General features: G+C 71.4%; 12 protein-coding genes. 6 read left to right on the top strand and 6 right to left on the bottom strand.

Annotated elements, in window-relative coordinates:
- The first annotated feature begins 37 nt into the window (after nucleotides 1-37).
- Nucleotides 38-3,880 (top strand): GH92 family glycosyl hydrolase, encoded by a 3,843-nt coding sequence (locus ACF08D_RS01725; protein ID WP_392220477.1) that lies wholly within the window; start codon nucleotides 38-40, stop codon nucleotides 3,878-3,880.
- 66 nt (nucleotides 3,881-3,946) lie between these two features.
- Here ACF08D_RS01725 and acnA read toward each other — a convergent pair whose 3' ends face one another.
- Nucleotides 3,947-6,661, bottom strand: coding sequence for an aconitate hydratase AcnA (acnA, locus tag ACF08D_RS01720; RefSeq protein WP_392220476.1), 2,715 nt, complete (start codon nucleotides 6,659-6,661; stop codon nucleotides 3,947-3,949).
- Nucleotides 6,662-6,988: 327 nt separating this feature from the next.
- Between acnA and ACF08D_RS01715 the strand changes: the two genes are divergently transcribed.
- Nucleotides 6,989-8,290, top strand: a complete 1,302-nt coding sequence (locus tag ACF08D_RS01715) for an erythromycin esterase family protein (protein ID WP_392220475.1) — start codon at nucleotides 6,989-6,991, stop codon at nucleotides 8,288-8,290.
- On the opposite strand, the gene ACF08D_RS01710 is transcribed toward ACF08D_RS01715, so the two are convergent.
- Nucleotides 8,248-8,697, bottom strand: coding sequence for a protein phosphatase (locus ACF08D_RS01710; RefSeq protein ID WP_392220474.1), 450 nt, complete (start codon nucleotides 8,695-8,697; stop codon nucleotides 8,248-8,250). The two genes, ACF08D_RS01715 and ACF08D_RS01710, sit on opposite strands and share 43 nt — an antisense overlap.
- 214 nt (nucleotides 8,698-8,911) lie before the next feature.
- On the opposite strand from ACF08D_RS01710, the gene ACF08D_RS01705 reads away from it, so the two are divergent.
- The gene (locus tag ACF08D_RS01705; RefSeq protein WP_392220472.1) at nucleotides 8,912-9,268 is read left to right on the top strand and encodes a VOC family protein; all 357 of its coding nucleotides are present in this window, start codon (nucleotides 8,912-8,914) and stop codon (nucleotides 9,266-9,268) included.
- Between the two features lie 50 nt (nucleotides 9,269-9,318).
- On the top strand, nucleotides 9,319-10,848 hold the full coding sequence (locus tag ACF08D_RS01700) for a helix-turn-helix domain-containing protein (protein ID WP_392220471.1): 1,530 nt from the start codon (nucleotides 9,319-9,321) through the stop codon (nucleotides 10,846-10,848).
- 133 nt (nucleotides 10,849-10,981) lie between these two features.
- Here the strand turns inward: ACF08D_RS01700 and ACF08D_RS01695 are convergent, their stop codons facing one another.
- The 3 genes from ACF08D_RS01695 to ACF08D_RS01685 all read right to left on the bottom strand — a co-directional run bounded on the left by ACF08D_RS01695 (nucleotide 10,982) and on the right by ACF08D_RS01685 (nucleotide 19,708).
- A complete protein-coding gene (locus tag ACF08D_RS01695) occupies nucleotides 10,982-11,764 on the bottom strand; it encodes a transposase (RefSeq protein ID WP_392221179.1) in 783 nt (260 codons plus the stop codon).
- Nucleotides 11,765-11,935: 171 nt separating this feature from the next.
- On the bottom strand, nucleotides 11,936-16,630 hold the full coding sequence (locus tag ACF08D_RS01690; RefSeq protein ID WP_392220469.1) for a DEAD/DEAH box helicase: 4,695 nt from the start codon (nucleotides 16,628-16,630) through the stop codon (nucleotides 11,936-11,938).
- 81 nt (nucleotides 16,631-16,711) lie between these two features.
- Nucleotides 16,712-19,708, bottom strand: coding sequence for a hypothetical protein (locus ACF08D_RS01685; protein ID WP_392220467.1), 2,997 nt, complete (start codon nucleotides 19,706-19,708; stop codon nucleotides 16,712-16,714).
- A 204-nt stretch (nucleotides 19,709-19,912) separates the two neighbouring features.
- Between ACF08D_RS01685 and ACF08D_RS01680 the strand changes: the two genes are divergently transcribed.
- Nucleotides 19,913-21,652: an RNA polymerase sigma factor RpoD/SigA gene (locus ACF08D_RS01680; protein WP_392220465.1), complete on the top strand. Its 1,740-nt coding sequence runs from the start codon at nucleotides 19,913-19,915 to the stop codon at nucleotides 21,650-21,652.
- Nucleotides 21,653-21,678: 26 nt separating this feature from the next.
- Here ACF08D_RS01680 and ACF08D_RS01675 read toward each other — a convergent pair whose 3' ends face one another.
- Nucleotides 21,679-23,835 carry a UvrD-helicase domain-containing protein gene (locus ACF08D_RS01675; RefSeq protein WP_392220464.1) on the bottom strand — a complete coding sequence of 719 codons (2,157 nt, stop codon included), beginning with the start codon at nucleotides 23,833-23,835 and terminating at the stop codon, nucleotides 21,679-21,681.
- A 129-nt stretch (nucleotides 23,836-23,964) separates the two neighbouring features.
- Here ACF08D_RS01675 and ACF08D_RS01670 point away from each other — a divergent pair, with 129 nt between their 5' ends.
- Entirely contained in the window at nucleotides 23,965-24,663 is a 699-nt protein-coding gene (locus ACF08D_RS01670; RefSeq protein ID WP_392220463.1) for a hypothetical protein, read from the top strand.
- Nucleotides 24,664-24,669: the final 6 nt, after the last annotated feature.

Here is a 24,669-nt window from a genome sequence, read left to right as displayed (position 1 = left end):
CGGTTCCCACGCTTGCGGCAGGAGGCAGGAACGCGGGATGCACCCCAGACAGCCCAGCACGGCCAGGCCCAGGACCCGTCACCGATTCCCCCGCACGGCCGCCCTCGTGGCGGCCGTCTCGCTGCTCGTGGCGGGCGCGCCGCCCGCGACCGCCGCCCTCGCCGCCCCACCCGGACGGCCGCCGGCGCCCGCCGGTACGGAGTTCCGGTCGTCCTTCGAGGCGGACGAGCACCCGCCGGACTGGCGCGACACCGTGGAGACCGGCCCCGGCGGGGAGAAGCGGTCCTCCGGCGTCGACGGCGCCTTCGCGGCGGGGATCCCGGGCAATGTCACCGACAAGGTCACCGCCCTGCGCGCCAGCGGCGAGAACGCCGGCGCCGGGGAGACCAAGGAGAACCTGACCGACCTCCAGCCGGGCACCAAGTGGCTGGTGTTCTCCCCCACCGCCTGGGTCGAGTTCGACCTGGACGAGCCGGTGCGGGTGGCCAGGTACGCCCTGACCTCCGCCAACGACCACGCCCCGCGCGACCCCCGGAACTGGACGCTCAAGGGGTCGGCCGACGGCCGGGACTGGACGGTGCTGGACACCCGTGAGGGCCAGACCTTCGCCCGGCGCTTCGAGACGCGGACGTACGACGTCGAGAACCCGGCGGCGTACGCGCACTACCGCCTGGAGATCAGCGCCAACAACGGCGCCGCGGGCATCACCCAGCTGGCCGACGTCCAGTTCTCGAACGGGGACGCCACCACCCCCGTCCCGCCCGACATGCGCAGCCATGTCGACCGGGGCCCCGGCGGCTCCCCCACCGCTAAGGCGAACGCCGGGTTCACCGGGGTGCGGGCGCTGCGGTACGCGGGCACGCACCGGCCGGGCGGGCGCGCCTACTCGTACAACAAGGTCTTCGACGTGCACACGGCCGTGCGGCGCGACACCGAGCTGTCGTACCGGATCTTCCCGTCCCTGCCGGAGACGGACCTGCGGTATCCGGCCACCCATGTGGCGGTGGACCTGGCGTTCACCGACGGCAGTTACCTCAGCGACCTGCGGGCCACCGACAGCCACGGCGGGGCGCTCACCCCGCGCGGGCAGGGCACGGCCAAGCGGCTGTACGTCAACCAGTGGAACCAGGTGACGGCCGGGATCGGGTCGGTGGCGGCCGGCCGGACGGTGGACCGGATCCTGGTGGCGTACGACTCCCCCACCGGTCCCGCGGCGTTCCAGGGCTGGATCGACGACGTCAGGATCGGGCGCGCGGCCCCGCCCGAGCGGCACGTCCGCCCCTCGGACCATGTCTCGACCGTGCGCGGCACCCACTCCAGCGGCTCGTTCTCGCGCGGCAACACCTTCCCCGCGACGGCGGTCCCGCACGGCTTCAACTTCTGGACGCCGGTGACCAACGCGGCGTCCACGAGCTGGCTGTACGAGTACGCGCGCGGCAACAACGCGGCCAACCTGCCCACGGTGCAGGCGTTCGCCGCCAGCCATGAGCCGAGCCCCTGGATGGGCGACCGGCAGACCTTCCAGCTGCTGCCCTCGGCGGCGGCGGGGACCCCGGAGACGGACCGGGTGCGGCGGGCGCTGCCGTTCCGCCACGAGAAGGAGACAGCGAGGCCGCACTACTACGGCGTGACCTTCGAGAACGGGATCAAGGCGGAGATCACCCCGACCGACCACGCTGCGATGATGCGCTTCACCTACCCGGGCGCGGACGCGTCGGTCGTCTTCGACAACGTCACGAGCGCGGGCGGGCTGACGCTCGACCCGGCGACCCGGTCGTTCACCGGCTTCTCGGACGTCAGGAGCGGCCTGTCGACCGGTGCGACGCGGATGTTCGTGTACGGCGTCTTCGACGCGCCGGTCACCGGCTCGGCGTCGGCGGGCGTCACGGGGCACCTGCGCTTCGACGCGGGCGCCGACCGGACGGTGACGCTGCGGATGGCGACGTCCCTGATCGGGGTGGAGCAGGCGAAGCGGAACCTGGCGGCGGAGATCCCGGCGGGCACCCGGTTCGAGCGGGTGCGGGAGCGGGCGCAGGGCGCCTGGGACGCGCTGCTGGGCCGGGTGACCGTGGAGGGCGCCACCCGCGACCAGCTGGTCACCCTGTACTCCAACCTCTACCGGCTCTACCTGTACCCCAACTCCGGCTTCGAGAGGGTCGGCGGGAAGAACCGGTACGCGAGCCCCTTCTCGCCGCGGACCGGGCCCGACACGCCCACCCGGACGGGTGCGAAGATCGTGGACGGGAAGGTGTACGTCAACAACGGCTTCTGGGACACCTACCGCACCACCTGGCCCGCCTACTCCTTCCTCACCCCGCGCAGGGCGGGCGAGCTGGTGGACGGCTTCGTCCAGCAGTACAAGGACGGCGGCTGGATCTCCCGCTGGTCCTCCCCCGGCTACGCCGACCTGATGACGGGCACGTCGTCGGACGTGGCGTTCGCCGACGCGTACGTCAAGGGCGTGGACTTCGACGCGGAGGCGGCGTACGAGGCGGCGCTGAAGAACGCGACGGTGGTGCCGCCCTCGCCGGGCGTCGGTCGCAAGGGCATGGAGACCTCGCCGTTCCTCGGGTACGCCTCGACGGCGACGCACGAGGGCCTGTCCTGGTCGCTGGAGGGCTACCTCAACGACTACGGCCTGGCGAGGATGGCGGAGGTACTGCACCGCAAGACCGGAAAGGCCCGCTACCGGGAGGAGGCCGCCTACTTCCGCGACCGCGCGCGCCAGTACGTCACGCTCTTCGACAAGGAGGCCGGCTTCTTCCAGGGCCGTGACCTCAAGGGCGGCTGGCGGGTGCCGTCCGCCTCGTACGACCCGAGGATCTGGGGCCACGACTACACGGAGACCAACGGCTGGGGTTACGCCTTCACCGCCCCGCAGGACAGCCGGGGCCTGGCCAACCTCTACGGCGGCCGGGCCGGGCTGGCGAAGAAGCTCGACACCTACTTCGCCACGCCCGAGACCGCGTCGCCGGAGTTCACCGGCTCGTACGGCAGCGTCATCCACGAGATGACGGAGGCGCGGGACGTGCGGATGGGCATGTACGGGCACTCCAACCAGGTCGCGCACCACGTCACGTACATGTACAACGCGGCCTCGCAGCCGTGGAAGACGCAGGAGAAGGTGCGCGAGGTGCTGTCCCGCCTCTACACCGGCAGCGAGATCGGGCAGGGCTACCACGGCGACGAGGACAACGGCGAGCAGTCGGCGTGGTGGCTGTTCTCGGCGCTCGGCTTCTACCCGCTGGTGATGGGCTCCGGGGAGTACGCGGTCGGCTCGCCGCTGTTCACCAGGGCGACCGTGCGGATGGACAACGGCCGCACCCTGATGGTGAAGGCCCCGGAGAACAGCGCGCGGAACGTGTACGTGCAGGGGCTGAAGGTCAACGGCAAGCGGTGGACGTCCACGGCGCTGCCGCACGCGCTGCTCGCCCGGGGCGGAACCCTGGAGTTCGCCATGGGGCCAAAGCCATCGCGGTGGGGCACGGGGCCGGACGCGGCGCCCGTCTCGCTCACCCGGGACGACGCGGTGCCCTCGCCGCCGCGTGATGTGCTGGCGGGCGCGGGCGAGCTGTTCGACGACACCTCGGCGACGTCCGCCTCGGTGGAAGCGGTGGAGCTGCCCGTCCCGGCGGGCGGCACGCGCGCGGTGCGCTACACGCTGACGTCGGCGGCGCGGGGTACGGCCCCGACAGGCTGGGTGCTCCAGGGGTCGCGGGACGGAACCCGGTGGACGGACCTGGACCGGCGGTCGGGCGAGTCGTTCGCCTGGGACCGGCAGACCCGGGCGTTCACGGTCGCCCGGCCGGGAACGTACGCGAAGTACCGGCTGGTGCCGGACGCGGTGTCGGTGCTGGCGGAGGTGGAGCTGCTGCGCTGAGCCGCACGTACGGCAAGGGCCGCACCCCCGTCACCGGGAGTGCGGCCCTTCGCCGCGTACGGACCCTCAGTTGCGGATCAGGTTGCGCAGCACGTACTGCATGATGCCGCCGTTGCGGTAGTAGTCCGCCTCGCCGGGGGTGTCGATGCGGACGACCGCGTCGAACTCGACGCCGGTGTCGGTGGTGACCTTCACCGTGCGGGGCGTGCGGCCCTCGTTGAGCTCGGTGACACCGGTGAAGGAGAAGGTCTCCTCGCCGGTCAGGCCGAGCGACTGGGCGGACTGGCCCTCGGGGAACTGCAGCGGCAGGACGCCCATGCCGATCAGGTTCGAGCGGTGGATGCGCTCGTACGACTCGGCGATGACGGCCTTGACGCCGAGGAGCGCGGTGCCCTTGGCGGCCCAGTCGCGGGACGAGCCGGAGCCGTACTCCTTGCCGGCCAGGACGACGAGCGGGATGCCCTGGTCGATGTAGTTGCGGGAGGCGTCGTAGATGAACGACACCGGGCCGTCGGCCTGGGTGAAGTCGCGGGTGTAGCCGCCCTCGGTGCCCGGCGCGATCTGGTTGCGCAGGCGGATGTTGGCGAACGTGCCCCGGATCATGACCTCGTGGTTGCCGCGGCGCGAGCCGTAGCTGTTGAAGTCGCGGCGCTCGACGCCGTGCTCCGTGAGGTACTGGCCGGCCGGGGTGTCGGCCTTGATGGCACCGGCCGGGGAGATGTGGTCGGTGGTGACCGAGTCGCCCAGCTTGGCGAGGACGCGGGCGCCGGTGATGTCGGCGACCGGGCTCGGCTCCATCTGCATGCCCTCGAAGTAGGGGGGCTTGCGGACGTAGGTGGACTCGGTGTCCCACTCGAAGGTGTTGCCGGTGGGGATGGACAGCGCCTGCCACTGGGCGTCGCCCGCGAAGACGTCCTGGTAGGACTTGTTGAACATGTCCTCGCCGATGGCGTTGGCGACGACGTCGTTCACCTCGGCCTCGGAGGGCCAGATGTCCTTGAGGAAGACCGGGTTGCCGTCCTGGTCGGCGCCCAGGGCGTCCTTGGTGATGTCCACCTTCATGGAGCCGGCGAGGGCGTACGCGACGACCAGCGGCGGCGAGGCCAGGTAGTTCATCTTGACGTCGGGGTTGATCCGGCCCTCGAAGTTGCGGTTGCCGGAGAGGACCGAGGTGACGGCGAGGTCGTGGTCGTTGACGGCCTTGGAGACCTCCTCCGGCAGCGGGCCGGAGTTGCCGATGCAGGTGGTGCAGCCGTAGCCGACGAGGTTGAAGCCGACCTTGTCGAGGTAGGGGGTGAGACCCGCCTTGTCGAAGTAGTCGGTGACGACCTTGGAGCCGGGGGCGAGGGTGGTCTTGACCCAGGGCTTGCGGGTCAGGCCCTTCTCGACCGCCTTCTTGGCCACCAGCGCGGCGGCGACCATGACGTACGGGTTCGAGGTGTTGGTGCAGGAGGTGATCGCGGCGACGGTGACGGCGCCGTGGTCCAGCTCGTAGGTGGTGCCGTCGGGGGCGGTGACGGTGACCGGGTTGGACGGCACGCCGTTGCTCATCGCGGGGGCGTCGGAGGCCGGGAAGGACTCCTGGCCCGCCTCGTCGACGAGGTCGACGTAGTTGCGGACGTCCTGCTTGAACTGCTCGGCGGCGTTCGCCAGGACGATGCGGTCCTGCGGGCGCTTCGGGCCGGCGATGGAGGGGACGACCGTGGAGAGGTCCAGCTCCAGCTTCTCGGAGAAGTCCGGCTCGGCGGCCGGGTCCAGCCAGAGGCCCTGCTCCTTGGCGTACGCCTCGACCAGCGCGACCTGCTGCGCGGAACGGCCGGTGAGCTTGAGGTAGTTCAGGGTCTCGTCGTCGATCGGGAAGATCGCGGCGGTGGAGCCGAACTCGGGCGACATGTTGCCGATGGTGGCGCGGTTGGCGAGGGAGGTGGCGGCGACGCCCTCACCGTAGAACTCGACGAACTTGCCGACGACGCCGTGCTTGCGCAGCATCTCGGTGATGGTGAGCACCAGGTCGGTGGCGGTGGTGCCGGTGGGCAGCTCGCCGGTGAGCTTGAAGCCGACCACGCGCGGGATCAGCATGGAGACCGGCTGGCCCAGCATGGCGGCCTCGGCCTCGATGCCGCCGACGCCCCAGCCGAGCACACCGAGGCCGTTGACCATGGTGGTGTGGGAGTCGGTGCCGACGAGGGTGTCGGGGTACGCCTGGCCGCCCCGGACCATGACGGTACGGGCCAGGTGCTCGATGTTCACCTGGTGGACGATGCCGGTGCCGGGCGGGACGACCTTGAACTCGTCGAAGGCGGTCTGGCCCCAGCGCAGGAACTGGTAGCGCTCCTTGTTGCGGCCGTACTCCAGCTCGACGTTCTGGCCGAAGGCGTCCTTGGTGCCGAACTTGTCGGCGATGACGGAGTGGTCGATGACCAGCTCGGCCGGGGCCAGCGGGTTGATCTTCGCCGGGTCGCCGCCGAGCTCCTTCACGGCCTCGCGCATGGTGGCGAGGTCCACGACGCACGGCACACCGGTGAAGTCCTGCATGATCACGCGGGCCGGGGTGAACTGGATCTCCTGGCTCGGCTGGGCCTGCGAGTCCCAGTTGCCGAGGGCCCGGATGTGGTCGGCGGTGATGTTCGCGCCGTCCTCGGTGCGGAGCAGGTTCTCCAGGAGGACCTTCAGGCTGTACGGGAGGCGCGCGGAGCCCTCGACCTTGTCCAGCTTGAAGATCTCGTACGACTCGTCGCCCACGCGCAGCGTGCTGCGGGCGTCGAAGCTGTTCGCCGACACGACAGTCTCCTTCATCAATGTGCGCGTTCTTACCGCATCCTGCCGTGATGGCTCCTCGCCGATCCGCTAAGGTAAGACTTAGTTAGGTAACCCTTACCGGCTGGCGCGGCTGCGGTGCGTCTTTCGGCAGATATCTCGATGTCGAGATAACTCTAGTACATGAGCACGCCCGGCGACGAGGCGTGCCCCGCCACGCCCTCCGGCATGCCCGCACGGCGCACCGGCGCGGCTTTCCCCGCTTTGAGACTTTGCCGGGGTAGCTCTGCGCTCTCGTGGCCCCTGGCTGGGAAAAGTCTCCACGGTTCCTTCAACGATAGCGTTCAGGGCATGGCCACTGACCTCATGGAAGCCGTCCGCCCCGTCGACTCCGCCGCCCTGCTCGGGCTGCTCCCCGGCCGCCCCCGGGTGCTGGGCCTGGGCGAGCCCACCCACGGCGAGGACGCGCTGCTCCACATGCGCGACACCCTCTTCCGGCGGCTCGTCGAGGAGGAGGGGTACCGGACCGTCGCGCTGGAGACCGACTGCGTACGCGGCCTGATCGTGGACGACTACGTCACCGGCGGCCCCGGCACCCTGGACGCGGTCATGGAGCACGGGTTCAGCCACGGCTGGGGTTCCTCGGCCGCCAACCGCGCGCTGGTCCGCTGGATGCGGGCCCGCAACGAGGGCCTCCCGGCCGGGCGGCGGGTGCGCTTCGCCGGCATCGACGGCCCGCTGGAGATCACCGGGGCGGCGAGCCCCCGGGAGTCCCTGACCGCGCTGCACGGCTACCTCGCGGCGCACGGGGACACCGGCCTGCTGCCCTGCACCGCCCAGGCGCTGGACCGGCTGCTCGGCGCCGACGAACGGTGGACCGAGCCCGCCGCGATGACCGACCCGGCTCGCTCCGCCGGGCGGTCGGCGCCCGCCCGGGAGCTGCGGCTGCTCGCCGCCGAACTGACCGCGCTGGCCGAGACGCAGGCGCCGCACCTGATCGCGGCGACCTCCCGGGACGCGTGGGAGCGGGCGCGCCTGCACGGCCGGGCCGCCACCGGCCTGCTGCGCTACCACCACTGGATGGCCGACACTTCGCCGGCCCGGCTGACCGGGCTCGTCGGCGAACGGGACCGGATCATGGCCGCGAATCTCCTCGCCCTCGCCGAACGGGGGCCGGTGCTCGTCCACGCCCACAACTCCCACCTCCAGCGGGAGAAAAGCTCCATGCGGATGGGCGGCGCGCCGCTGGAGTGGTGGAGCGCCGGCGCGCTGGTGAGCCTCCGGCTCGGTGAGCGGTACGCGTTCGCCGCCACGGCGCTCGGCACGATCCGGCACCAGGGCGTGGACGAGCCGCCGCCGGGGACCCTGGAGGGCCTGCTGTACGCGACGGCGGCGGACCGGGGCGTGGTGGACCCCGCCCGGCTGGCCGCGGCGCTGGGCGGGACGGCGGGCGAGGTGCCGGGTGGGGCGCTGGGCGGGATGCCGGGAGAGGCGGCGGGCGGGGGTTTGCCGGGGCCGCGGGTCTCGCCGTGGTTCGGGTACGCCCCGCTCGACCCGGCCCACCTGGCGAGCATGGACGCCGTGGTGTTCGTCCGGGACGTGACGCGGGATCAGGCCGTGCCGGACGGGGACGCGGCGAAGCGGCGCACGTAACGCCTCTGCCAGGGCGTCTCGACCGCGTGGCGGTCGTAGTGCCGCCGTACGAAGCCGACCGCCTCGTCCGGCGGCACCCCGTCGAGCACGGCCAGGCAGGCCAGGGCGGTGCCGGTCCGGCCGCGACCGCCGCCGCACGCCAGCTCGACGCGCTCGGTGGCGGCGCGCTCCCAGGCGGCGCCGAGGACATGCCGGGCGCGCACCGGGTCGGCGGGCAGCCGGAAGTCGGGCCAGCGCAGCCAGGTCGCCTCCCAGGGCACCTCGGGCGGCGGCTTGCCCAGCAGGTACACGGCGTACTCGGGCGGCGGGCCGTCCGGCAGCGGCCGGCGCAGGGCCCGGCCGCGGACCGTGCGCCCGGAGGGCAGCCGCAGGACGCCGGCCGCGGTGGCGTTCCAGGTCTCGGTCATCGGATCACCGTAACGGGGCCGGGCGCGGCGTGCGGTGGAGACGGCGGAACACGGGCGGTGACCGGGCCGGGCGGTCCCGGGACCGGCGCGGAACCGCCTGCCGTCCGTGGTCCCGGGAATGGCGGGGCCCCGGGCGGCGGCGCCCTGGACGACCGGGCCCACGGACGGCGGTGCCCGGCTGGCGGGGCGGCAGGGGGCGGCGGAGCATCGGAGCATGTTCAGTGGCGCCCACGTCATCCTCTACACCAAGGACGCCGACGCCGACCGGGCGTTCCTGCGGGACGTGCTGGGGTTCGACGGGGTCGACGCCGGGGACGGCTGGCTCATCTTCAGGCTGCCGCCCGCCGAGGTGGCGGTGCATCCGACGCACGGTGAGCCCCGGCACGAGTTCTACCTCATGTGCGACGACATCGGCCGCACGCTCGACACGCTGGCGCAGCGCGGGGCGGAGGTCTCCCGGCCGGTCAGCGACCAGGGGTGGGGGCTGCTGGCGGCGGTCCGGCTGCCGAGCGGGGGCGAACTCCCGCTGTACGAGCCCCGGCACCCCACGGCGCTCGGCCTGTCACTCTGATGGCCTACCCCAACGCGAATGGCATCTCATATCTGAGATAACCTTCCGGCATGGCAGACGACTACCTCGTACGCATCGGCAAGCTCATCCGTGACGCCCGGCAGCACCGCGGCTGGACGCAGACGCAGCTCGCCGAGGCGCTGGCCACAAGTCAGAGCGCCGTCAACCGCATTGAGCGCGGTAACCAGAACATCAGCCTTGAGATGATCGCCCGGATCGGCGAGGCGCTCGACAGTGAAATCGTGTCCCTCGGGTACGCGGGTCCCATGCACCTGCGCGTAGTGGGCGGCCGGCGGCTGTCCGGCTCCATCGACGTCAAGACGAGCAAGAACGCCTGTGTGGCGCTGCTGTGCGCCTCGCTCCTCAACAAGGGCCGGACCACGCTGCGGCGGGTCGCCCGGATCGAGGAGGTCTACCGGCTGCTGGAGGTCCTGAACTCCATCGGGGTGCGCACCCGTTGGATCAACGACGGCATGGACCTGGAGATCGCCCCGCCCGCGCACCTCGACATGGCGGCCATCGACGCCGACGCGGCCCGCCGCACCCGGTCCATCATCATGTTCCTCGGCCCGCTGCTGCACCGGCTGCGCGCGTTCAAGCTCCCGTACGCGGGCGGCTGCGACCTCGGCACCCGGACCATCGAGCCGCACATGATCGCGCTGCGCCGCTTCGGCCTGGACATCACCGCCACCGAGGGCCTGTACCACGCGGAGGTGGACCGCCAGGTCACCCCGGACCGCCCGATCGTGCTGACCGAGCGCGGCGACACGGTGACCGAGAACGCGCTGCTGGCCGCCGCCCGCCACGACGGCGTCACCGTCATCCGCAACGCCTCGTCCAACTACATGGTCCAGGACCTCTGCTTCTTCCTGGAGGCCCTCGGGGTGAAGGTCGAGGGCATCGGCACCACCACCCTGACGGTGCACGGTGTGCCGGCGATCGACGTGGACGTCGACTACTCCCCCTCCGAGGACCCGGTCGAGGCGATGAGCCTGCTGGCCGCGGCGGTGGTCACCGAGTCAGAGCTGACGATCCGCCGGGTGCCGATCGAGTTCCTGGAGATCGAGCTGGCGGTCCTGGAGGAGATGGGCCTCGACCACGACCGGAGCGCCGAGTACGCCGCCGACAACGGCCGTACGCGGCTGGTGGACCTCACGGTGCGGCCCTCCAAGCTGGAGGCGCCGATCGACAAGATCCACCCGATGCCCTTCCCGGGCCTGAACATCGACAACGTGCCGTTCTTCGCGGCGATCGCGGCGGCCGCGCAGGGCCAGACCCTCATCCACGACTGGGTCTACGACAACCGGGCCATCTACCTCACCGACCTCAACCGCCTGGGCGGCCGGCTCCAGCTGCTGGACCCGCACCGCGTGCTGGTCGAGGGCCCCACCCGCTGGCGCGCCGCCGAGATGATGTGCCCCCCGGCCCTGCGCCCCGCGGTGGTCGTCCTCCTGGCCATGATGGCCGCCGAGGGCACCTCGGTGCTGCGCAACGTCTACGTCATCAACCGCGGCTACGAGGACCTGGCGGAGCGCCTGAACTCGGTGGGCGCGCAGATCGAGATTTTCCGGGACATCTGACGGGCGGGGTGTCGTGCCACTTGGGGACAAGGGGCGGGCGAGGTCAGGCGGACTCTGCCGGGCGGGGGACCGTCCTTGTCCGCCTCCCGCCGCTTGACCACCTCCCGACCGCCCACGGTGGTGATCAGGTAGTTCAGGACGGTGATCTGTCGCAGTATCTGTATTGCGGGCAGCTCCCGTAGCCAGAGTGGCGCGGCCGGATGGTAGGCCGTCCGCAGGAGGGCCACCGCGTCGCGGCCGTAGTCCAGGGCGAGCTCGTCCCGCTGGGCCTGGGAATCGGGCGAGCGCCAGGACGCATCGATCCGCCGCCCGCAGCGCCGGGTCCACTCACCGACCTCCAGCGCCTATCCACCCCGTGCGGGGCCGCGGCGGGCAGGGCCTCCAACGCGGCCCGCATCGCTTCCCCGGCCAGCTCCAACCGATTCAACTCCCGCACCGCCGCCAGCACATGGGTGGAGTCTGTACGCTGCTTGCCTCCGGTCTTGACCAGGCCCTTCTCCTTCTCCTTCAGCGCCGCCACCAGCAGATCCAGCACCCGCTCCTCCAGACCGTGGTCGACCACCCGGGTGCGGAACTCCGACAGCACCGAGGCGTCGAAGCCGACGTCCTCCAGCTCCAGGCCCAGGCAGTATTTCCACGACAGATCGAACCGGACCCGCCAGGCGGCGGCGCGGTCGGTCAGGTTCTCCGCCATCTGCAGCACGGTCACCTTCGCCAGCCGTCCCGGCGACCATCCACGTCGGCCCCTGCGGCCGAATGCCTCGGCGAACTCCGCATCCGCGAAGAGCGCGCCCAGCTGGTCCCGCACCTGCATCCCCAGCGGTGCCTCCCTACGCCCCGCCGCGGCTCGTGCGACCCTCGCCGTCGCCTCGGGGATCTCGGGCCACTCCTCCGGCCGCAACGACATGACTCCCACCCTCAGCAACCTGGAATGACAAGACGGGCCACCACGGTGCCAACAGCATCCCCAAACTCCAGGACACGATATTTGGCCAGCAGGATCTCTATTGCCCGACCCGCTGCCCTGCGGCGAATGACTCCGGTTGACGTCCCATTTTACCGTGTCTGTACGTCGCCTCTCATCCCTTCAGCTCAAATTGCCAGTCAGGGCATCGAGGAGTGCGATGGCCTCACGGCGGCTCAGCAGCTCGTGGAAACGCTCGTTGCGGAAGTTCCGCAGGCACGCATAGCAGCTGCTTTCCGGGCCGCACTCGCAGGCTGTCACCCGAGCAAGCGCGGCAGAGACAACCGGTTCGAGCCGCTTGCCCATGGACACGGCGTTGCCTGCGCCCCCCGGAGTGGTGTCGAAGAGCAGCAGGGACGGCATGCCGTCGGTGCCGGTGTGAACCGTGCCGTCGATGTCGTCGCGGCTGATTTCCAGGTGTGTGGCGGCGCCTTCGAGCAGTGCGTACAGGCCGGAGCGCAGACGGGCCGCGGTGGCGGTCAGGGCTGTGAGCGGGTCCAGATGGATCTGGAGGAAGTCGGTCTGGTATCGGTGAGCAAGGGAAACGACCCGGAGGGAGCCCGTACACTGGGTGTCTTTCAGCAGGTGCGGGTGGCCGCCGCGCAGAGGCCCGGCCTGGGCGTTCGGACGACCCCAGCCGCACCAGTCACAGACCTGGTAGCCGGCGCCGGCCGGTCCCTCGGAGACGACCACCATCTCTCCCCGGGTGCCCGCCGACCAGTGCGTGGTGTGGCCGGAGACGAAGGTGGTCGCGCCTTCCTGGAGGTCGGCGGTCTCGGTGGACATGTGGACGTCGCCGTACCAGGACCGTCGTGGCGGGGTCTGCCCCGGGCGGCGCTGCGGTCCGCGCGCGGCGACGAAGCCGTAGATTGGTTCGACGTACCGGCGTTGCGCGCCCGCGGACTGCGTGCCGCAGGCGGAGCAGACGGGGCCCACGGGTTCGGTGGCCTCTCGGTAGCGGCCGCAGGTCGCGCACACGGCGTAGTGGCGGCTGACAAGTTCGCGGTCCGGCAGCCGGTAGACACCGGCGGACGCCCACAGGTGGCCGCCCGCCACGATCTCGGCCCCCGGGGCGTACTCATGGACAGCGGCACTCAGATCGCGGGTGAGTTCCAGTTGCCCCGAGACGGCGCCACCTTCCTGGGGGATGCGCAGTTCGACGGTGTCCACGGGAAAGCCGTACTTGGGCAGCACGTTGCGGTTGGCGAGGACCCCGAGCAGTTCGCGCTGGGTGAGGTTGCGGATGACCTTCTCGTACATCTCCGCCTGCCGGTACTTGCGGGCGGCCGCAGCCTGATCGCGGCGTTCACTGTACGAGGTGACGTCCTGGTCGAGGATCTGCTGTGCGGCCCGCAGAAGTCGGTCCAGTTCGGCGACCCAGTCGCCGGAGTCGATGCCGATCTCGGCTTGGACCGTGTCGGGGAGAACCCGGCGCAGGGAGGCCATGACGACCTCCGGGACAGGCGTCAGCCAGTCGCGCACGGTGTGGGCGGCGATCTCACCGGTGGTGTCGTCGGGAAGGAAGAACTCTCCCGCCTTGCGCCAGATCCGGCCCCGCTCGTCCTTCATGGCACGGAAGAAGGCGGCGAGCGCGATGGAATGGGCGTGGCGGCGGTCGATCCGGACGTTGTCGACAGGGACGATCGGGGCCCTCACCTCCCCGGCGATCATCCGCTCGGGCTCCGCGAATCGGGAAAGGTCGTGGGGGCGCCGCTGTGCGTAGGTGAGGACCAGCGCGGCCGAGTCGGCGCGGCGGCCGGCCCGGCCGGCGCGCTGGACGTAGTTGGCGGTGGAGGGCGGCATGTTGCGCAGGACGACGGCCTGGAGTTCACCGACATCGACGCCGAGTTCGAAGGTGGTGGAGCAGGACAGGGCGTTGACCTGCCCTCGAACGAACTCCCCCTGGATCTCGGCGGCCTTCTCCCCGGTCCACTGCGCGGTGTGCTCCTGAGCGCGCAGGGGAACAGGGTCGAAGGTCAGGTAGAGGCGCCGGAGATGCTCGTCCGTCTCGGGCGACGGCTTGAAGTCCTCCAGGCGTCCTGTGCAGCGCAGCGTCGGGCACACACCGCGCACGGACACCGCGGTGATGCGGCGGCAGCGGTCGCAGGCGTACAGCGGATCGCTGTCCGCCGTCACCGGCCGCAACCGCAGCCAGGCGTGGTCGAGCCGACGGACGACGCCGATCCCCGGTTGGCTTTCGGACGGCAGCCAGTCGGCGAGGTGACCTGTCGTGAGGTCGGTCCACAGACGGTTCAGGACATCGAGAGCGGCGGCCCGTCGTTCACCCTGGTGGCCGAGGACGTCGAGTACGCGTACGAGGTAGTCGACCCGTCGGTTCGAGGCGCTCGCGGCGCTGGGCAGCCAGCTGATCACCCTGCGCTTGGCCTCAGAGCCCTGGGAGCGGACCCAGATGGGCCCCTTGCGCGGGGCGAACGCCTCGTCGCCCGCGTCGACGTCCTCGGGCATGGTGAGCGCGCCCTGGTTGCGCAGACTGCGCAGAAGTTCCTGCAGCAGCAGCCATGCCTCGTCGTCCGTCACGCCGAGTGAGGTGAGGGCGGCGGGCGGCTGCCAGAAGGGCTCGCGGTCGATGTCGACCCGGAGCAGGCCGAGGCCTTCGAGTGACTGGCGGTCGTCGAGGCTGAGCACTTCCTGCATCACCCACAGGGCCACTTCGCGCTGCTTGGCCTGGCGGGAGTCGTTGCGGCGGAATACTCCGGCGTGGTCGGCGGCGCGGATGGTGTGGGCGACGAGGTCGTCGATGTGCAGGGGCTCGTCGGGATCGGGGCAGCCCTGCCGGACGGCCTGGGTGATCAGACGTCGGTGCTGGATGCGGGTGTAGGAGTCCTCCAGGTAGGGCGCGAAGTACGCGGCGGCCTGTCGGCTGTCGCTGAAGAACAGCAGCTTGCGGCCCTGTCCGGGCAGTGCGGCGGCCGGGCCGTCGGTCGCCGGAGGCAGCGCCTGGTAAAGGGCGGTGCTGAGGACGGCGGCCGAAGCCTCGTTGCCCGCCTCGAACAGGCGGATCATGCCGTGACCACGCGCTCCGCAGGCGAGGCATGCGGCCGGGGTGCCCTCGTGGGTGTCGAGTTGCTCGACTCGGCGCAGTTCGGTGCCACCGCATCCAGGAGCGGTGCAGGATGCCGTGGCCGCGGGGTGCACGGCCGCACAGCGAGTGCACAGTCGGCGTTCCTTGAGGCCGCCCTTGGCGTTGTCGCCGAGTGTCTCGTCGTCCTCGTCGGCACAGGTGTCCGAGCCGTCCCCGTCGAGGAGCAGCCAAGTGTGGGGGCTGTCGGGAGACTTGCGGTGTGCGAGGCGGGCCTGTGCCCCCTTGCCGGTGAGGGTGCCGTGCAGGTGTACGGCACCGCAGCGGCGGCAGGCGCCCACCTCGAAGGAGGGGCGGGCACACCGCGCGCAGGTCTCGTGGCGGGCCAGGTCGAGGTGGGGGCCTGCCGGGTCGAGGCAGGTGAAGGCGCCTTCCGTGGCGCGTGCGAAAAGGTGGTAGCGGGCGGAAAGCACGGGAGCGCCGTCGGTGTCGGTCACCTGGCTGGCGAGTTGGATGAGCGCGGTGACCGCCGCGGGTCCGACGGGGTCACCGGGAAAGACGTCGCGGGCGATCTCGTTCACGGGCCGGGGTCCGTCGGCGAGGGCCCGGCGCAGAGCCACGGTGCCGGCCTCGGCGGCGAGGGCGGTGGCCGCGGTCGTGTCGGCGGGCAGGCCGTGCATGCGGGCGGCCGACACGATCTCCGGTCCGGGGTCGGCGGTCGTGGCCAGGCGCAGGTACTCGGTGGTCGGCAGCGGTCCCCAGTGCGGGCCACCGGGGGTGGCGACCCGGGTGGCGGTGACCAGGTCCTGGGCGGCGGGTTCGCTCGCGTCCCACCGGAAGGGGACGTCGAAGAGGGCCTGGGCGAAGGCGGTGACGGCGGCCGGGTTCTCCTCCGCGCCGACGGTGGCACTGGTGGCGATGGCCTGGATCTCCCGCCCCTGCCCCACACGGTCCTTCAAACGGCGCAGCAGCATGCCGAGTTCCGCGCCGCGCGCTCCGTCGTAGACGTGGGCCTCGTCGACGACGACGAACCGCCAGGAACCCGCCTGTTCTCCCTCGAAGAGGTCCATGTCCTGGGGGCGGAGCAGCAGGTACTCCAGCATGGCGTAGTTGGTGAGCAGGAGGTGGGGCGGTGTGGCGCGCATCTCGCGTCGGCTAAGCAGTTCGTTGGGCAGGCGCGGTTCGCCGGGGTTGAGCTGTTCGAAGGTGTCGGCGGCGCGCTGCGGATCGTCCTTGGTGTCGCCGGTGTAGCGGCCGAAGGTGATGTGGGGGGCGTCGGCGAGAAGTCGGCGCAGTCGCTTCATCTGGTCGTTGGCCAGGGCGTTCATCGGGTAGAGCAGCAGGGCGCGAACACCGGGTCCGAGGGTGCCGCGGGCGTGTTCGGCGGCAAGGGCGTTGAGGACGGGCAGGAGGAAGCTCTCGGTCTTGCCGGAGCCGGTGCCGGTGGCCACGACGAGGTTGTGTCCGGCGACGGCCTTGCGCAGCGCCTGTTCCTGATGCCGGTACAGGGGACGGTCGGCGGGCAGTGCGGGGCCGGTCAGCTGCTGGAACGCGGGGTCGAGTACGCCCTCTGCGACGAGCTCGTTCAGGGTGGCGCCCGGCGCGTAGGCGGGGGTGGCCTCCAGCAGGGGCCCCTTGGTGAGCAGCGGGCTGGTGTCGATGGCGTGGGCGAGGGCCTCGGCCAGGCGGGGCTCGCGCAGGGGCAGCAGGGAACGCAGGTAGCGGCGGTAGGTGTCGCTGATCATGCGGGAGGTGGCGAGCGAGTCGAGGCTGTGCACGGGAGGCTCCGATGTGACGGTCGGCTTCGGACGAGCGGTGGGGCGGTACCGGTGCGGTACGGGATGGACGGGAACCGGTGGTCAGCCGGTGCTGTGCACGGCCTCCGCGGTGACCAGGCATTCCGCGAGGGCGATGTCGACGGCGGTGAGATCCGGTGCGTGGGACGCGATGGGCGTCCACAGGTGGCGAAGTCCCCGTTCCAGACCGGCGGCACGGGCGTCACCGGCGGCGGCGAGCCTCGCGATCAGCGCGCATCCCAGAGACAGGTGAGGGACCCGCATCCAGGCTTCGCCCGGCCCGTGCAACCGGCCTGGGTCCCGTCTGCGGAAGGCCTGGGCCAGGTCGGGGTGTCCGTCGTCCAGGAAGATCGATACGGCGTCGAGTGCTTCGGCAAACTCCTCACGCGTGGCGTGGTACTGGAGGTCCTTGCGGGCACGGAACGCCTGCCAGGCGGCGTCGGCACGAGTGTCGGGGTCCAGAAGGCCCCGAGGGACGACACGGGCGCTGCGCCACACGGCCTGCTGCTGGAGTTCAGGGAGCTGGTCGAGGGCACGGGTCTGGGCGTCGAACCGGCCGACCGCGCCGCTCGGATCCGCCTGCCCGGCCAGCAACGCCGCGCTGGCGTCGCCCAGAAACTGGCCGACCTCGCCGAGGAGTTCCGCCTCCTCCGGGTAGAGCTCGCCGACGTCATAAGCGGGGTGACCGGAGAGATACGGCAGCAACGGGGCCGTGAGCAGCAGCGCACACAAAGGAGCCTGCCGCCAGACGCGACGTACGGTGGCAGGGTCCGCCACTTCCCGTATCCGCAGGGCGGCGAGACCGCTGCCCGCGAGCACGGAGGCGAGTTCGCCGGAGCGCAGTGCGCTGTCGGCCGCTCCCGTGAGGGCGGTGGGCCCGGCGTCCACGAGGGCGCTGCGGCATTCCGCCGGTGCCGTCTCTCTGGCTCCGCACGCCTGCAGGTCGCGTCCGCGGGCGGCCACGATCCACTGGTAGGGGATCGCGTCGGTGTCGCGCGGCAGCGCGCCGTGCCCAGCCAGGTACTCCGAGATCCTTGCGCCGGATCCGCGGCCGGCGGCGGAGGTCCACGGGGAGCGGCGCAGCACGAGGGTGTCGCGATCGCGCAGGTGGGGCCATCCGGGAGCTGTGGGTGTGGGGGCGCCCGCCTTCAGGTGCACGATCAGGGGGCCGAGCGACCGCCAGGCCGCTGGCAGCGGGATACGGCCGCTCTGGTCGACGGTGGCCGTCAACGGCTGCTCCCACGGGGCGAAGACGGCGTACAGGCGGGCGGTCAGTTCGCCCGGGTGGCTCAGCCCCCGCAGCAGCAGTCCGCCGCCGTCGGGTACGACGTTTTCCGCGATGGGCTGGGTGCGCACGGTCGCGACATGGACGCTCTCCCCCGCAACCAGCAGCCGTATCTCGGCTTTCACGCAGTCGCGCACGGTGTCCGCCAGGGCCGCCAGTGAGTACCGGAGGTCTCCTCTGCGCGTGCGAGTGCGGCGTTCTGGACGCAGCGTGAGCAGGTTCGTCCCTTCGACGACCAGCGCCAGCAGAGGTGTCACCGCCACCGCCTGTTCCGGCAGGCGGACGGTCAGGGCGCTCTCGCCGGCCAGGTCAGCTGCATCGATGTCGAGCGGCCGGATGGACCAGGTCAGGGGGTGACCGCCGAGTTCGAGGCGGACCTCGGAGTGCGGAATGCACATCTCGACGGTGAACTGACGGATCCCGTCGCCCAGCACCAGCCCCTTGGTGATCTCGTACGGGGAGAACGCGACGACGCGCTCGGAGGCGGTGACCGGTCCGCCGGTGCCGAGAGTCAGCCGAGCGGGGGCCAGGCCTCCGTGCGGGGCAAGCAGACGCCACTCAGCGGTCGGTTCGGCCGTGATGCCCTCGGCGAGGAAGGCCGCCAGTCGGCGCCTGCGCCGGGAGCCGACGCGGTGGACGAGAATCTCATACGGTCCCAGAAGCGGGCGGGGTACGTCCTTCCAGGGATCGAGGAGCTCCCCGGGAGCACCGGTCTGACGGGCGAGAGGCTCCTCGTGGCCGCGGCGGCGCACTTCGGCCTGCCAGAGTCGCGCGTCCGGCTCACCGGCGCGCCGCGGAAGCCGGAGAGCGGGCGGACGGTGCCACACGGGTGCCCCGTCGTCGCCCTCGATCCAGGCCAGCGTCGCACCGCCCTCCCACCCGAGCGGCCGTCCGGCGGCTACGTCCAGCCAGTTTCCCGGAACCGCGGCGGCGGCCCGCACCCGCGTCACCCCGGTCAGTGACACCCTGCTCAGCGTCCAGCCGTTCCAGCCGTACGGGGTGGGCAGTTCCACGATGCCGGGGTCGGCGCCCTCGGTCTGCAGGGTGCCGGCGTGGAGAAGGCAGATCTCGGCGGCGGGCAGGGGCTCGTCCGGGGGGATGCGGTGGCCGTCGACGCCGAAGGCCAGCAGGGCATCGTCCGGGTCCACGATCGCCGAGACATGAGTGGTTCCCTTCGGGTCTGTCGCCTCGACACGGCGCACGGGGCCCGGCAATACCCAGTAGGGCGGCAGGGCTGCAAACACCTCACCGTCGGCGGACAGTTGCCAGTCCCCCGCGTCCGGCTCGCCTGGCAGGGTCAGGAGCACGCTGCCCGCGCCGGGCCCGAGACGGACCTCGGGAGCGGAGGTAGCGCCGCGGGGCGGGGTGCCCGAACCGTCCTCCGCCGCGGTCGGCACGCGCCATGTCCAGCCCAGCGAGCGGGCGGCCTCCTGCGCGGCGCGACTCCATTCGTCGGCGCTATCCGGGGCGGCTCCGTGTGACCCCAGGTCGGGGCGCGCCGCGAGCACGCGCGCGCGGGCTTCAGCCACCAGGCGCGGGAGTTCCGGACCGTCGGCCAGCGCCACGGTGTGGACCGCGCAGGCGGGCCAGCGTGCGAAGACCGTGTCGCGCGGGAGGTCGGAGTGGTCCGCGAGAAGCCGGTACGACACCAGCGCTTCCAGGACGAGCGCGGTCCGTACGGCAGCAACCGGCTCAACCGCGCCGGCAGACGGCTCCCCCGCCTCGCGCCAGGCCCGCTCACAGTCGTCCAGCAACTGCGTGGGATCGACCAGCATGCCCCGCCCCTCCCCGTCTCGGACGTACCGATCTCGCCCGGGACTGACCATCGTTGTACGTTCTACCATTCCTTCACATACGGAGCATGGGGAATCCGCAGGTGAACGGTGCGTTCGCCCCGGGGGGTGACTGATTGTCAGTGGTGGGTGGTGCAATGCGAGAGGCTCGTCGCACCGCAGTACGGCACATGGGGGGGCACGCTGATGACGACGGAAACCGAGGCCGGGACGCCGGCCGTGCTGCATGAGGCGCTGGTGACTGCCGCGGGGCCACAGCGAGCCCTGACCCCGGTGGCCTTGCGGGGACTGCTGGTCGGCGTGGATACCGCGGTGGTGGCCGAGGTGCTGGGCCGGGTGATGGCGGAGGGGGTCGCACTGCCTCCGGCCGCGGTGGCCGCGTTCGGTCTGGGAGGCGGTTCGGCGGCCCCGGCCGCGCCAGAGCTTCCCACGACGGCCGAGCCGTTGCGCGACACCCAGGATGAACGCAGCGTTCCGGCGGGGCCGGAGCCGGAACCACACCGACCACCGTGCTTCACCCTTGAGCTGCAGCAGGACAGTAGGCTGGACCTTTCCGCGTTGACCGTGCAAGCGCTCGGTCCCGGCGTTCCCTCCGCGTCCCGGCCGCCCCTGCGGGCCGAGAAGCCGTACGAGACGCCCGCCGGTCCTACCACCGCACTCACCGTGCCGCCTTTGCCACGCCCCCGCCCCGAGCCCGTCGCCGAGTCCCCGGAGGAGGCCGCTTCCCCACGTCAGGCCGTGGGCGACTCTCTCACGCACTACCGCAAGGAGATCAGCAGGTTCCCGCTGCTCTCCCGGCAACAGGAGACGGGACTGGCCCAAGCCATCGAGGCGGGGCTGCTGGCTCGCGAGAAGTTGGACGAGGCTGGCCGGAAGATCGCTCCTGAGCTGCGGCGTGAGCTAGAACAGCTGGTCCGGCTCGGGGAACTGGCGTTCACGGACTTCGCCCAGGCGAACCTCCGGCTGGTGGTCAGCATGGCCACCTGGTACACAGGCCGCGGGCTGGACCTCATGGATCTGATCCAGGAGGGCAACCTCGGTCTGCTGCACGCGATCGAGAAGTTCGACCACCTCAAGGGGCACAAGTTCTCGACGTATGCCGTTCCGTGGATCCGACAGGCGATCACAAGGGCCCTGGCGGACAAAGGCCGCACGATTCGGATTCCCGTCCACGCGTACGGAACCCTGGCCGCGCTACGGAAGGCGGCACGGGAGCTGGGGCACGAGTCACCCACCGACGCTCTCCCCACGGTGGCCGCCCGCGCGGGTGTCACCGTTGACGAGGTGCACGTCCTACTGGCCCGGGTCCGCCGAACACTCCCCCTGGAAGACCTGACCGAGTCCGTCGGTGACGATGCTTTGCACGAGGAAGCGGACCGGAGCATTCAGGGACCGCACTGGACTGAATCGGACTTCTACTACGGTGACCTGTCCCCGGAAGAAGTCCGTGATCTGTTCAACTGCCTCTCCGCTCGAGAGCGCCAGGTGATGACGCTTCGGCTCGGGCTCGACGACGGTCCCGAGCTCACCCTCGAAGCGATCGGAGCGGAGCTGAACCTCACCCGGGAACGGATCCGCCAGATCGAGTCCAAGGCCCTGACGAAGCTGCGGGAGCAGATCGACGTGTACCGGATCCGCGCCGCCCGAACGGTCCGCGAGCCGTCGCGCGCCGTACCGTGCGACGCGCCCGGGTCTCCCACCGAGTTCGCCTCCGACGCCCCCTGTGTGCATCGAAGGGTCTACGGGCCCGGAGGATTCATCGTGGTCGGCCATCAGAGGATCCACATGGGCATGCAGTGGCACGCGAGAACCGTCACCGTCCTGGTGGCGGACGAGTGGTTCCGAGTGGTGTACGACGGGCGCGAGATCACGACTGTCCGCCGCCAACGCACGGGAGTCGACAAGATCCATGGGGCTCCGGACTGAGGCGGTGCCGGAGCCCACTTTCGGCATCACGCCGCGAGGAACTCACTGGCCCGCCCGCTGTACGACACATACAGCGCCTCCCGCGCCCGGGTGCAGGCGACGAACAGCAGGCATCGCTCGGCGGCCAGGTCGGTGGCGTGCTGGATGCGGTCCACCTCGGCCGGGGTCACGGCCGGCGCGAACGGGAAGGCGGACCGGGTGACCCCGGCGACGGCGACGCACCGGTATTCCAGGCCCTTCATGCTGTGCAGCGTTGACACCCGTACCCCGACCGCGCTCTCCGGTTCCGCGTCACGCACCCGCACCACGGAGATGCCGGCCGCGGCGAGGCGGTCGCCGAGCTTGCCCGCCAGGGTGTTGAAGCGGGCGCAGACGGCGATGTCCGAGGGCGCGACTCCGGCGTCCATCCAGTCGCGCACTCGGCGCATGACGGCGTCGGCCTCCTCGTTCTCACTCCCGTGCCCCTCGCACACGGGCTGTGCGCCGTGCAGCAGCGAGCGGTATCCGGTGAGGGTGTCGTGGGCGTCGCCGGTCAGGTCGGCGACGGGCTCGCTGTCGAGCAGGCCACGGGCCCAGCGCAGGATCTCCTCAGTGGAGCGGTAGTTGACGCGCAGTCGTGCGCTGCGTCCCGCGACGGAGATGCCGAGGGAGCGCAGCGAGACCCGGGCGTCGTAGATTCGCTGGTGCGGGTCGCCGGTGACGAACAGGTCGTCGGGTCCGTCGGGGGCCAGGACCCGCAGCAGGCGCCACTGCGCCGGGTGCAGGTCCTGCGCCTCGTCCACGACGACATGGTCGTACGACGGTCCCGCACCCGGCTTGTCGCGCAGCAGCCGGGTGGCCTCGGCGCAGACCTGGAGCCAGGTGTGCGCCCGGTCACGGGCCAGGCCGTCCGCGAACAGGGTCACGGCCTGCCAGACGCGCCGCCGCTGGGTCTGCCCGAGCGCGCTGCCGCGTCCACGCCGTTCGCAGGCCAGGTACTCCTCCTCGCTCCGCAGGTCCTGGGCGAGGACCACGTGCCTGTACTCCTGGGACAGGAACGCCTCGTTCCAGGGCAGTTCGAGGCGGCGGGTCACGCGCTGCCAGCGGGTGCGCTCGTCCCGGTCGCCGAGCGCGGTCCCCGGGTTGCCGCGCATCTGCCGTACGACGCGGTGGGCGACGGCGTCGACGGTGGTGACGTCGACACGGGCGAGCAGCGCCGGGTCGTGGTCGAGCAGCAGGGTGAGGCTGCTCTGCAGGGAGCGGGCCAGGGCTCCGGTGTAGGTGGTGAGGAGGACGCGCGTGTCGGGTGCCCGGTCCAGGAGGTGCTTGACCCGGTGCAGGGCGACGACCGTCTTTCCGGTGCCGGGGCCGCCGGTGATCTGGGCGGGTCCGGCATAGCCGGGCCGGTAGGCGATGCGCCGCTGGGTAGGGTGGAGGAAGATCCGCCACGCGGCGAAGGGCTTGGTCAGGATGTCGGCGAGTTCGTCGGGGCCGGTGACGAGCACGACGCGGCTGCGGGTGCGGGTGACGGCGGCGGCCAGGTCGTCCCCGGCGGTGTCCTCCCCCGCCGCGCTCTCGGCGACGGTCGTCTTCTGGCGTACGGCGACGAGGTCCCGATAGATGTCGTCGGGGTCGAGGCCCTCGGCGAGCAGCCACAGCGCCTCGTACTGGTCCTCCGGCATCAGCGACCCGAAGGCCTCAAGCTGCGCCTTGCCGGTGACGGTGCGGGCCGCCCGCAGGGTGACGTCGTCGACGCCGAGGTGCCGCAGGACGGTGTCCGACCATGGGGCGAACAGGAGTTGGGGGGCCGCGGCGGCTTCCTGAGCGAAGAGCGGGGTGATCTGCTCCATGGCGGTCAGGTCGCGTACTTCGAGGCAGCGGGTCACGGAGTTGACCGTGTAGAGCCGTCGGCGGGCCCAGGAGTAGGCCTTGTCGTGGGGGACGACGTGGACGAAGACGAAGAGGTCGCTGCCGTCGTCGGGCGCGAGCAGCACTATGCGCAGGCCGTCGTCGACGCGGATGGTCCGCATCCGCGGGTCGCGTGAGCTGACCACCGATTCGAGGTGCAGCCCCTTGTCCGCGTGGAGTTGCGGGACCGTCAGCTGCTGGAACTTGGCCATCGCCTTGTGGACGCGGGCGCGGGCCGGCTTGTCGAGCCGGTCGACGCCCTCCCAGAACGTATTGGTGATCGCGATCTGCGGCATGTTCCCCACCCCTTCGACAACACCGACCGACAGAGTATCTGTTGACTCAGTTCACGAAAACCTCCATGATGCGTCGCAGGGGTTGCCGCACCACACATGGGCATCGCGAGCGCGGGGGTTACTGGAGAGATGACACTGCTGGAACCGGATACGGACGGCCAACTCACCCTGGAGGACGACTGCGCGGACCTCTTCGATCTGGCCGGTGACCCTCTGGACGCGGCCGTGGCCCGGCTGAAGGCGGGCGTGAAGCCGACCGCCGAGGACATCGCCCTGCTCGCCGAGGCGGCCCGCACCGCGCAGCGAGCCTTCGAGGAGGTCGGCGCGGCGAACGACGTACTGGACGACGCCTCGGACCTGGGCGAGGACTTGACGACCGCACTCGCGGAGACCCTGCGGCGCCGTGCCCGGGCCGAGGTCCCGGCACTGCTCGGCGCCCTGCGGGCCCAGGCGGCACGCGTCGAACGCTCTGAGGCCGTCCGTACGATCGCCAACCGCATCCTCGGCAACGGTGAACCGGGCGAGCCGGCCGCCCTGGACTCCGTCCCCGCTCTCACCGCCCACCTGCTGCCCCGCGTGCCGTCCGTGTACGACGACGAGGAAGAGCCGGGCGCGAGCCTCGCCGACCTGTGGGAGCGTCAGGAACGCCTGGCGCGGGTTCAGGACAGCGTGCGCAGGGAGCGGGTAGAGCACGTCGCGGCGCACCTGGTCGCACTCGCGGAACGGATCGTCGACCGAGCTTTCATGGACGCCGGGTTCACCCGGGCGTCACTGGACGAGATGGACCGGGCACACGCGCTGTGGTGTGCGTGCCTGGACGAGGACTGAAGCGCC

The sequence above is a fragment of the Streptomyces sp. NPDC015131 genome, assembly GCF_043079975.1.
Classification (GTDB): domain Bacteria; phylum Actinomycetota; class Actinomycetes; order Streptomycetales; family Streptomycetaceae; genus Streptomyces.
Note: the sequence above shows the minus strand (reverse complement) of the source record. Positions and strands in the feature narration are given on the sequence as shown.